11 protein-coding genes are annotated in these 10,786 nt (G+C 62.7%); 4 read left to right on the forward strand and 7 right to left on the reverse strand.

Translation table 11 applies throughout. The annotated features are described in order from the left end of the window. Positions 1 to 115: 115 nt before the first annotated feature. From mltB to B3187_RS07690, 7 genes are read right to left on the reverse strand one after another with little or no spacing between them, the layout of a single operon-like run. Positions 116 to 1,117, reverse strand: coding sequence for a lytic murein transglycosylase B (gene mltB / locus B3187_RS07660; protein WP_286805536.1), 1,002 nt, complete (start codon positions 1,115 to 1,117; stop codon positions 116 to 118). A gap of 9 nt (positions 1,118 to 1,126) precedes the next feature. Then, positions 1,127 to 2,278 (reverse strand): rod shape-determining protein RodA, encoded by a 1,152-nt coding sequence (rodA, locus tag B3187_RS07665; RefSeq protein WP_123638077.1) that lies wholly within the window; start codon positions 2,276 to 2,278, stop codon positions 1,127 to 1,129. Next, positions 2,275 to 4,152: a penicillin-binding protein 2 gene (gene mrdA / locus B3187_RS07670; protein ID WP_286805538.1), complete on the reverse strand. Its 1,878-nt coding sequence runs from the start codon at positions 4,150 to 4,152 to the stop codon at positions 2,275 to 2,277. Before mrdA ends, rodA begins: the two co-directional genes overlap by 4 nt. Positions 4,153 to 4,178: 26 nt before the next feature. Then, a complete protein-coding gene (gene rlmH, locus B3187_RS07675) occupies positions 4,179 to 4,646 on the reverse strand; it encodes a 23S rRNA (pseudouridine(1915)-N(3))-methyltransferase RlmH (protein WP_123638079.1) in 468 nt (155 codons plus the stop codon). 3 nt (positions 4,647 to 4,649) lie between these two features. Further along, the gene (gene rsfS / locus B3187_RS07680; RefSeq protein ID WP_123638080.1) at positions 4,650 to 4,991 is read right to left on the reverse strand and encodes a ribosome silencing factor; all 342 of its coding nucleotides are present in this window, start codon (positions 4,989 to 4,991) and stop codon (positions 4,650 to 4,652) included. A gap of 42 nt (positions 4,992 to 5,033) precedes the next feature. Then, positions 5,034 to 5,678, reverse strand: a complete 645-nt coding sequence (nadD, locus tag B3187_RS07685; protein ID WP_286805542.1) for a nicotinate-nucleotide adenylyltransferase — start codon at positions 5,676 to 5,678, stop codon at positions 5,034 to 5,036. 3 nt (positions 5,679 to 5,681) lie between these two features. After that, entirely contained in the window at positions 5,682 to 6,947 is a 1,266-nt protein-coding gene (locus B3187_RS07690) for a glutamate-5-semialdehyde dehydrogenase (protein ID WP_286805543.1), read from the reverse strand. Positions 6,948 to 7,125: 178 nt separating this feature from the next. Between B3187_RS07690 and B3187_RS07695 the strand changes: the two genes are divergently transcribed. The 4 genes from B3187_RS07695 to B3187_RS07710 all read left to right on the forward strand — a co-directional run bounded on the left by B3187_RS07695 (position 7,126) and on the right by B3187_RS07710 (position 10,713). After that, a complete protein-coding gene (locus B3187_RS07695; RefSeq protein ID WP_286805545.1) occupies positions 7,126 to 7,443 on the forward strand; it encodes a PepSY domain-containing protein in 318 nt (105 codons plus the stop codon). A gap of 23 nt (positions 7,444 to 7,466) precedes the next feature. Further along, a complete protein-coding gene (locus B3187_RS07700) occupies positions 7,467 to 8,156 on the forward strand; it encodes a response regulator transcription factor (protein ID WP_123638084.1) in 690 nt (229 codons plus the stop codon). After that, positions 8,153 to 9,523, forward strand: a complete 1,371-nt coding sequence (locus tag B3187_RS07705; protein WP_286805547.1) for an ATP-binding protein — start codon at positions 8,153 to 8,155, stop codon at positions 9,521 to 9,523. The genes B3187_RS07700 and B3187_RS07705 overlap by 4 nt, the downstream gene beginning before the upstream one ends. 245 nt (positions 9,524 to 9,768) lie before the next feature. Further along, positions 9,769 to 10,713 (forward strand): DegV family protein, encoded by a 945-nt coding sequence (locus tag B3187_RS07710; RefSeq protein WP_286805549.1) that lies wholly within the window; start codon positions 9,769 to 9,771, stop codon positions 10,711 to 10,713. Positions 10,714 to 10,786: the final 73 nt, after the last annotated feature.

Raw genomic sequence — 10,786 nt, forward strand, 5'->3', positions numbered from 1 at the left:
TGGGAGAGATCTACCGGCTTGTCCGGCCCGCGATCCTGCTCTTCAACGGGCCCCAGGGGAGCACAGGCAACCATGAGGGCCAGAGGCCCCAGTACCAGGGCGGCGCGAACCAGTGTCATTGTTCGGTCTCCATCGCGGTTTTTATCTCTTTACTCAGTTGTTCTACTGCCAGGGCGTATAGATGGCTGCGGTTGTAGCGGGTGATCACATAAAAATTGTGAAACGCCAGCCAGAACTCCTCGCCAAAATCGCCTGCCAGCGCCAGCGCATTGGCGGGCAGCTCGGCCGGCAGCGGAAAAATCGGTGTCAGGCCGCGCTCGGCCCAGTCCGCCACGGTCAGCTCCGGCGGGTGAATGCGGTTCCAGTCCGAGGCGTCGCCCCGCGCCAGATCGTCCGAGGCCCGGGCCCGCAGCGCTACCGGCGCTCCGCGCTGCCAGCCGTGCTCGGCAAAATAGTTGGCCACACTGCCAATGGCATCGGTGGGGTTATTCCAGATATCGGCAAAGCCGTCCCCGTCGAAGTCGATCGCGTAGTGCCGGTAGCTCGAGGGCATGAACTGGCCGTAACCCATGGCTCCGGCATAGGACCCCTTAAAAGCCAAAGGGTTCTGTTCGTGTTCACGCATCAGAATAAAATACTGCGCCAGCTCCTTGCGAAAGAAAGGCGCGCGCGGCGGGTAGTCAAAGGCCAGAGTACTGAGGGCGTCGATCACCCGGTGCGAGCCGGTGGTCCGACCGTAATTGGTCTCCACCCCGATAATCGCCAGTACGATTTCCGGCGGTACCCCCAGTTCCCGCTCGGCTCGCGCCAATGCTTCGCGGTGCTCCCGCCAGAAGGCGATGCCCCGGGTCACGCGCAGCGGTTGAAGGAAGATGGGGCGGTACTCGGCCCAGGTGCGGGTGCGCTCCGCAGGCCGCGCGATGGCCTCAAGAATGCCATCCTGCCGCTTTGCCTCGCCCAGCCAACCCTCGAGTCGGGACGCCTGAAAGCCGTGCTCTTCGACCAGCTCACTCACAAAAGCCTGCGCCTCTGGATGCGCTCGATAATCGGCGCTACCACCGGCGCTGGCCAATACCCCGACCAACGCTATCCCCCACTGTCGCCACTGACTGATCACGGTTGCTGTTTACTCCTGACGGGTAACACGTCGACGCTCGGTGGCAATCGACATGAGAATGCCGAAGCCGGCCATCAGGGTGACAATGGCCGTCCCCCCTTGGCTGACCAGGGGCAAGGGGACGCCGACCACGGGCAAGAGGCCGGACACCATGCCCACGTTCACGAACATATACACAAAAAAGGTAAAAGTGATACTCGCCGCCAGCAGCCGGCTGAAGCTGTCCTGGGCGCGCAGGGCGATCAGCAGGCCCCGGGCAATAATCAGCACATACAGCCCGAGCAGCAACAGCACCCCCATCAACCCAAATTCCTCCCCCAGCACGGCGATAATGAAATCGGTATGCCCTTCGGGCAGAAAGTCGAGCTGGGACTGGGTACCCTGAAGCCACCCTTTGCCGGAGTAGCCGCCCGAGCCGATGGCGGTTTTGGACTGGATAATGTTCCACCCGGCCCCCAGGCTGTCCTGCTCCGGGTTGAACAGCGTCAGCACGCGCTGGCGCTGATACTCGTGCATACCGAACTTCCACAGCGGCCAGATACTCGCGAGCACCGCGACAAAGGCGGTGACGATATAGCGCCAGGACAGCCCCGCGAAAAACAGCACCACCAGCCCCGAAGAGGCTACCAACAGTGACGTCCCCAGATCCGGCTGCTGAACAATCAGCAAAGCCGGCACTGCCACCAGAATCAGGGTCAGCAGAACATGCTTCAACCGCGGCGGCAGCAGCCGCTGCCCCAGGTAGGCCGACACCATGATGGGGGTCGCCAGTTTCATGACCTCCGAGGGCTGAAAGCGGAATCCGCCAATGCCGAGCCAGCGCTGTGCCCCCATGGCGCCGATGCCCAGCACCAACACCAGTACCAGCAACAAAACACCGCCGCCGTACATCCAGGGCGCCAGGCGACGCAACAGATGGGGGGGCACCTGAGCGGTAACGAACATGGCGACGAAGGCCACCAGAAAATAGGCACCCTGGCGCTGAATGCCAGACATTGACTGGCCGTTGGCGCTGTAAAGTACCACCAGACCGTAGGCCGCTACGGCCAACAGCAGCAATAAGAGCGTAAAGTCCAGGTGCAGTCGCTGCTGCAGCCGATCCCGGCGGCGCAACCCCTGGCCCGCCTCGGGCAGGCGGCGTAGAAAATCCTGATGACTCATGGTGTGCGCGCCCCCAGCACAGGATCCGCCAGAGGGTAAATACCCCGCAGATAGGCATCAAACACTTTACGCGCCACCGGCGCGGCCACCCCGGAACCCGATTCGCCGTTCTCAACAATCACCGCCACGGCAATTTGCGGGTCATCCGCCGGGGCAAAACCAACAAATAGCGCATGGTCGCGTTGACGCTCTTCCAGCGCCTCCGAGTCGTACTCCTCCCCCTGGGGAATGGCGACCACCTGAGCGGTACCGGTTTTACCGGCAATCTGGTAGTCCGCCCCATAGGCCGCACGGCGGGCGGTTCCGCGCTCGCCGTGCATCACCCCCACCATCGCATTGATGATGTAATCCCAATCCTCCTCGGCCACCTCCATCTGCGCCTCTTCAATGACCGGCCGCTCTTGGTCCCCCACTTTGGCCACCATCTGGGGGCGCAAACGACGTCCGCGGCTGGCCATGGTGGCGGTCATCTGGGCCAGTTGCATGGGCGTAGCCAGGGCATAGCCCTGACCGATGGCAAGGTTAAGGTTGTCCCCCGGGAACCAGGGCAGACCGCGTTGATTGCGCTTCCACTCCCGGGACGGCCAGATACCGCTGCGCTCCGAGGGAATATCCACCTCCGTCCGCGACCCCAAGCCAAACTGCACACCAAACTCATGAATGGAATCGACCCCCATTCGATGACCCAGGTCGTAATAGTAAACATCACAGGACTCGACCACCGCCTGTTCGAGATCCACCTTCAAACCGTGCCCGGTCCGTTTCCAGTCCCGATACAGGCGATCATCGCCCGGCAGCCGATACCAGCCCGGATCGCGCACGGTGTGCTCGGCATCCACCACGTCATAGTGCAGGCCGGCCAACCCGACCACCGGTTTGGTGGTGGAGCCCGGTGGATACTGCCCCTGCAAAAACCGGTTGAACAGCGGCAGATCCAGAGATTGGTTCAGGCTGCGATAGTCGCGGAAACTGATCCCGGTGACGAACAGGTTGGGGTCAAAACTGGGCATGGACACCGCCGCCAGCACGCCTCCGGTTTTGACATCCAGAGCAACGACCGCCCCACGGTAGTCATCCAGGGCGCTGACCGCGGTCGCCTGCAGGCGGGAACCGAGGTGCAGCTGCAGATCTTCGCCCGGTTTGGGGTCGGTGCGATCCAGCACGCGCAATACCCGGCCCCGGGCGTTGGTTTCCACGTTCTGACTGCCCACTTCGCCCAGCAGTTGGGCTTCATACTCACTTTCCAGGCCGGTCTTACCAATCGAGTGGGTGCCGCTGTAGCGCTGGTACTGGTCCTCATCAAACCGGGCCAGATCCGCCTGGCTGATCCGGCCCACGTAGCCCAGCACGTGGGCAAACAGGTCACTCTTGGGGTAGTGGCGCACCAACTGGGCGTTCACCTCAACCCCTTCCAGGCGATACTCGTTGACCGCCAGGCGGGCGATTTCCTCCTCGGTCAGGCGATAGCGCAGGGGAATGGCTTCAAAGGGACGGCGCCACTGTTGCAGTTGGTCGTAGAACTTTTCCAGGTCGCTCTGGGGAATATCCACCAGTTCCCGCAGCAGCTCGACCGTGGCGGTCATGTCGCTCACCCGCTCGCGAATGACCGACAGGGTATAGCTGGGTCGGTTATCGGCGAGCAGTTCGCCATTGCGGTCGTAGATCAGCCCACGGGTCGGAGGCACCGGCTGCACGTGCACCCGGTTGCGGTCCGAGCGGGTGGCATAGTCCTGGTGATGGGTGACCTGCAGGCTGTAGTACCGCGCCACCAGCACGGCAACCAGAGCGGCCATGATCACAGAGGTGGTGATCACCCGGCTGAGAAAAACGCGGGCTTCCCGGTGGTGATCTTTAAAACGCTGGGCTTCAGACATGAATGAACGGTAACCCGTCGCGACCTTTACTTATGGTATGGGTGATTGTGCAGTATCGAGTAAGCCCGGTACAGCTGTTCAATGACCAGAATCCGCACCAGCGGGTGCGGCAGGGTCAGGGCCGAGAGCGACCACTTGGCTTCAGCCAGAGCGAGACATTCCGGGGCCAGTCCGTCCGGCCCGCCAATCAGTAAACTGTAATTGGCCCCGCTCATGCGCCACTCATCCAGGTTCCGGGCCAGTTGCTCGGTGCTCCAGGCCTTGCCTTTCACATCCAGGGCGATGACCCGGTCCCCTTTGCCGATGGCGGCCATCATGGACTGGCCTTCGCGCTCCATGGCCACGGCGGTGGAGCTGCTTTTACCCCGCGGGCCCAGCGGCAGTTCCACCAGTTCCACGGTGCAGTCCCGGGGCAGGCGTTTGGCGTATTCGCCGTAGCCCTGCTCCACCCAGTCGGGCATTTTGGTGCCCACCGCAATCAGGCGAATGCGCATGGGTTAGTGCTCCGTACGATTACCCGGTTCCATGGACCAGAGTTTTTCCAGGTCGTAGAAGCCCCGGGTTTCCTCCTGCATCACATGCACCACGATATCGCCGAAGTCCACCAGTACCCAATCACCGGAATCCACACCCTCGACACCCAGCGGCTGATGGCCGGCGTGCTTGGCATCCTCTACCACGTTGTTGGCCAGGGACTTCACGTGGCGACTGGAGGTGCCGCTGGCGATGATCAGGGTATCCATCACATCACTCAACTCCCGGACATCCAGTTGCACGATATTTTTCCCCTTCAGGTCTTCCAGGGATTCGACAATAAGCTCATTTAACGCTGCGGACATTCGCCACCTGTTTCAGTCATGTATAAAAAGAGTAAGGCCCGCTCAAGCACGGGCCCGATAAAGGTTGTTGTCCCGAATATACTGCCAGACCGCGTCGGGCAGTAAAAATTGCGGAGAGTGCCCGGCCTGGATCAGGGACCGGATTTCCGTGGCCGAGATCGGCAGCAGACGCAGGGCCTGCACGCCAATGGCGCCCGCCGGAGACGCGGTCAGCGCTTCGGGGGCCACCTGATGCTCGCTCAGCCACTCGGCCAGCGGCCCCCGGGAGGGCAGCTCCCAGCCGGGTCGGGCGATCACCAGCAGATGCCCCCAGTCGAGCAGCTCCCGCCAGCCGTGCCACTGCTCCAGCCCGAGAAAGGCATCGCAACCCAGAATCCAGATCAACGGCACCGCCGGCCCCAGCTCCGCGCGGAGGCTTTTCAGGGTATCCAGGGTGTAGGAGGGGCCATCGCGGTGCAGCTCGCGATCGTCCAGAACCAGGCTCGGACAATCGGCCAAGGCCAGGCGCAACATCTCGGTGCGCTCGACGCTGCTCACATCCGGCGTCGCCCGATGCTGCGGCTGGTGGCACGGCAGCAGCCGTACCTCATCCAGCGCCAGGGTTTCCCCGGCTTCCAGTGCCATGCGCAAGTGCCCGAGATGAATGGGGTCAAAGGTGCCGCCCAGCAGCCCGATCGCCTGAGTCATAAATCAGTTACGGATGTGTCCGTCGCCCAGCACAATCCATTTCTGGGACGTCAGCCCTTCCAGGCCCACCGGGCCCCGGGCGTGAATCTTGTCGGTGGAAATACCGATCTCCGCCCCCAGGCCGTATTCGAACCCATCGGCAAAACGGGTGGAGGCATTGACCATCACCGAGCTGGAATCCACCTCGTGCAGGAAGCGGCGCGCCCGGGTGTAATCCTCGGTCACGATCGCCTCGGTGTGCTGGGAGCTGTATTGGGCAATGTGGTCCATGGCCTCATCCAGCCCGTCCACAACGCGGATCGCCAACACCGGGGCCAGGTATTCGGTGGCCCAATCTTCCTCGGTGGCAGCCTGCGCCTCAATCAGCGCCCGAGTGCGCTCACAACCGCGCAGCTCCACGCCCTTCTCGGCATAGGCATCCGCCAGGCGGGGCAGAATTTCGGCGGCCACGGTCTGATCCACCAGCAGGGTCTCCATGGCGTTGCACACACCGTAGCGATGGGTCTTGGCGTTCAGGGCAATATTGAAAGCTTTATCCAGATCCGCTTTGGCATCAATGAACACATGGCAGATGCCGTCCAGGTGCTTGATCACCGGCACCCGCGCATCGCGACTGATCCGCTCGATCAGGCCTTTGCCGCCCCGGGGCACGATCACGTCCACGTACTCGGGCATGGCGATCAGCTCGCCCACGGCGGCCCGATCGGTGGTTTCCACCACCTGCACGGCGGTTTCCGGCAATCCGGCCTCGGCCAGACCTTTTTTCAGGCAGGCGGCAATGGCGCGGTTGGAATGAATCGCCTCGCTGCCGCCGCGCAGAATCGCGGCATTGCCGGACTTCAGACACAGGCTGGCGGCATCGATGGTCACATTGGGGCGGGATTCATAGATGATCCCCACTACGCCCAGAGGCACACGCATCTTGCCCACCTGAATACCGCTGGGCCGGAAGTTCATATCGGTGATCGCGCCGCAGGGATCCGGCAGTGCCGCGACCTGGCGCAGCCCTTCAATCATGCCGTCGATGGTCGCCGGCTTGAGCGCCAGGCGGTCCAGCATGGCCGCGTCGAGGCCGTTGGCCTCGCCGGCTTCCAGGTCCTTGCGGTTTTCCTCGGCCAGGGTCGGGCGCGCCGCTTCCAGGGCTTCGGCCATGGCCAGCAGGGCCCGGTTTTTGGTGCCGGCACTGGCAGCAGCCACCACACGGGCGGCACGACGGGCATTGCGGCCCAGATCGGCCATATACTCGATGACGTTGCTCGAATCACTCATAGGGTCGGGAGGCTCTCACATCCTCAAAGTTGCGGTTTCAGAACACTTTCTCAACACAATGGCCGCGATTATACCCTGTTTGGCGGCGCTTTTTGGGGCTTTCAGCTCCCGTTCAGCCAGTTTCTCTTACGCTTGGGACAAGGTAAGCTACGTGGGTCACTGTATGGGGCTCCTGAATATGACACAACACCGGGGAACACTGATGGGCCGAGGCCTGCTGATCGCACTGCTGATGCTCGCTGGCGCACCGCTGTCGCAGACCGCCAGCGCCGCGCCTCAGTCCGTCCAGATCCTGCCGATTGCCCAGGCGGAAAGCCGGGTCAGTGCCTCCCGTGCCGCCGCCATCGTGCAGAAACGCTACGGCGGCAAGGTGTTGAAAGTCGATACCCAGAATCGCGGCGGCCGCGTGGTACACCGGATCAAAATCCTGCAGGACAACGGCCGCATCAGCACCGTCATGGTCGACGGCCAGTCCGGACAGATTCTCAAGCGCTAAAAACAGGTGACAGGAGACCCGCCATGCGTCTGTTAGTGGTAGAAGATGACCCCGCCCTGCGCACCCAGATTCAGCAGCAACTGCACGCCGAGGGCTTTGCCATCGACCTGGCCCCGGACGGCCGCGAAGGCCTGTTTCTGGGGCAGGAGCACCCCTACGACCTGGCCATAATCGACCTGGGCCTGCCGGACCTGGACGGCGTCAGCCTGATCCGCACCCTGCGCGCCGAAGGCCACAGCTACCCCATCCTGATTCTGACCGCCCGCAGCGCCTGGCAGGACAAGGTGGAAGGCCTGGAAGCCGGCGCCGACGACTACCTCACCAAACCCTTTCACCCGGAAGAGCTGCGCGCCCGGCTCAATGCCCTGCTGCGCCGGGCCAGCGGTCTGGCCTCCAGCGTGATCGAGGGCGGCCCCATTGCCATTGATACCATCGCCCGCCGGGTGACCCTGAATGGCGAACCGGTCACCCTGACCGGCTACGAATACCAGGCGTTGGCCTATATGGCGCTGAACAACGGCAAAGTGGTGTCCAAAACCGAGCTGACCGAGCATCTGTACGATCAGGACTTCGACCGGGACAGCAACGTGATCGAGGTGTTTATCGGTCGCCTGCGCCGCAAACTGGACCCGGACGGCTCGCTCAAGCTGATCACTACCCAGCGTGGACTGGGCTATTGCCTGAACCTGCCCCAGGGGTCGGCCGATTCGTGAGTCAGCGCCCACTGTCACTGAATGCCCGATTATTGCTGGCCTCACTGCTGGTGCTGCCCCTGTTTCTGGGGCTGACCGGGCTGGCTCTGGAGCGGGCCTTTGACCGCAGCCTGACCACCGCCGCCCGGGAACAGTTGCAGGGCCAGATCTACCTGCTGTTCAGCGTGGCGGAAATGCAGGGCACCGGTGAGCAGGCCCAACTGGAAATGCCTCCGGCGCTGCTGGAACCCAACTTCGAGCGCCTGAACTCCGGGCTCTATGGCTACCTTTCAACCCGGGCAGGACGCACCGTCTGGCATTCCAACTCGGCACAACTGCGCCCGGAGCTGCCCGCCACCGGGGAGTTTCCACAGCCGGGCGACTTGCTGCTCGACCAGATCGAGCTGGATGGACAACCCCACTGGCGCGCCCGTTACGCGGTGATCTGGGAGGATGACGCCGGACAGGATCACGACTATCTGGTGACCTTGTTGCGCGATCAAACGCCCTACCGGGCCGAGCTGGCCAGCTTCCGGCGCCAGCTCTGGCGCTGGCTGGGCGCCGCCGCCCTGCTTCTGGTGATTGCCCAAAGCGCGAGCCTGCGCTGGGGGCTGCGCCCGCTGGGCCGACTCGCCCGGGCGCTGGATGCCATGCGCGATGGCTCCCGCCCGCACCTGGAAGGTCGCCACCCGGCGGAGCTGCAACCGGTAGTGGACAACCTCAACCAGGTGCTGGACCGGGAGCAGTCCCTGCGCAAGCGCTACCGGGACAGCCTGAGCAACCTGGCCCACAGCCTGAAAACGCCCCTGACCGTGCTGCGCAACCAGGCCAGCGATAGCGCACCGGATAAGGAAGCCCGAAGTGTGATCGCCGAGCAGGTGGCCCGTATGGATCAGGTGGTGAGTTACCAGTTGCGCCGGGCGGTGTCGGAGCAGCAACAGGGCAGCCACCGGCAGACCCCCATTCAGCCCGCCGCTCGGCGCATGGTGAACACCCTGGAAAAAGTCTACCGGGAGCAGGCACCGCAGTTTGAGCTGGCCATTCCGGACGGGCTGGCGTTCCCCGGCGATGAGCAGGACCTGCTGGAGCTGCTCGGCAACCTGCTGGACAACGCCTGCAAGTATGGGCGGGGGCGCATACGCGTCAGCGCCCACGGCGATAGTGAGCATTTACATCTGACCGTGGAAGACAATGGCCCCGGTATTCCCGAGGACCAGCGCGAACAGGTAATCCGGCGCGGCCAGCGGTTGGATACCCTGCAGGCCGGGCAAGGGATCGGCCTGGCCGTGGCGGCGGATATTGTGGGGAGTTATGGGGGGCGGTTGAGTATTGGTAAGTCCGAGATGGGCGGAGCGATAATAAAAATCCAGTTTCCAAACCACGCGTAGGGCGGATCGGTCCGACGCTTCGGAGGCCGGAGGCCGCATCCGCCGTAACCCAACCCCACGCATCCGCCGTAACCACAATTCGCGTCACCCCCTTCGCTCGCCCCACCAAAATCCGCAACCCTGTGCGCCAAATCGCACAAAACGTGCTGCTATCGCCGCACAAGCTCCATGGGTAATCCCCTATCCCCCCGGAACGTGAAACCACGCACACTGGCCGTGTTCAAATAAACCCCGGAGGGATAACCATGAACGCGCGTACCTGTATCGCAGTGGACTCCACCTGCGACCTGCCCGCCCAATTTATTCGGGACAACAACATTGAAGTACTGCCGATCTACATCCACCACGCTGGCGGTCGGCAACTGGACTACCGCAACCCGGCCAACACCCTGCGGTTCTATCAGTCCCACACCCGGGAGAAATACGGCCTGGCCCAGTCCGAGCCCCTCTCGGTGGAAGACATGACCCAGCTCCTGCAACGCAAACTGCTGCCCAACTACGACCTGGTTCAGGTAATCACCACCAACAGCAAGAAGAGCGAGGTGTTCAAGCGGGTGTCCGAGGCGGCCATGGTCAACGAGCCCAAGTTCCGGGCCATGGAGCGCCCCAACCGGCCGCCCTTTCGCATTCGCCTGTACGACAGCATGACCATGTTTACCGGACATGGACTATTGGTGTATGAACTGGTCAAGCGCCTGAAGGAGCAGAAAACCCCGATCAACCGCTCCATCCGGGCCATCGACCATATGCGCGAGGAGGTCTACGGTTACATCATTCCCAATGACCTGGCCTACATGCGCGAGCGCCGGCACATGCGCAAGTCCGATCACAAAATTTCCTGGGTGAACTTCAAATTGGCCAGCATGCTGAACCGGCGGCCGATCATTCAGATCCACAAAGGCGACACCGCCAAAATGACCACCGGCAAGGGCTTCTGGGGCAGCCTGGAGGTGTTGTTCGACCATGTGCGCAAGCAGATGGAGCAGGGGTTGACCTGTGATGCCATTACCATGAGTTACGGTGGCTGCCTGGATGAGATCAAGGAACATCCGACCCTGGTGCAGTTCCGGAAGGATTGTCAGAAAGCGGGGGTGAAAACCCTGCTCTCGATGATGAGCATGACCGGCACCGTCAACGTCGGTCCCGGGGCCTTTGCGTTGGCGTTTGCGACGGATAAGGCGTTGGTTTGAGGTTGGGTTAGGTTCGATACAGCGGGTACCGAGATATGCGTAGGGCGGATAAGCGCGAAGCGCGCATCCGCCG

Source organism: Marinimicrobium sp. UBA4209 (genome assembly GCF_002381585.1).
Taxonomy (GTDB): Bacteria; Pseudomonadota; Gammaproteobacteria; order Pseudomonadales; family Cellvibrionaceae; genus Marinimicrobium; species Marinimicrobium koreense.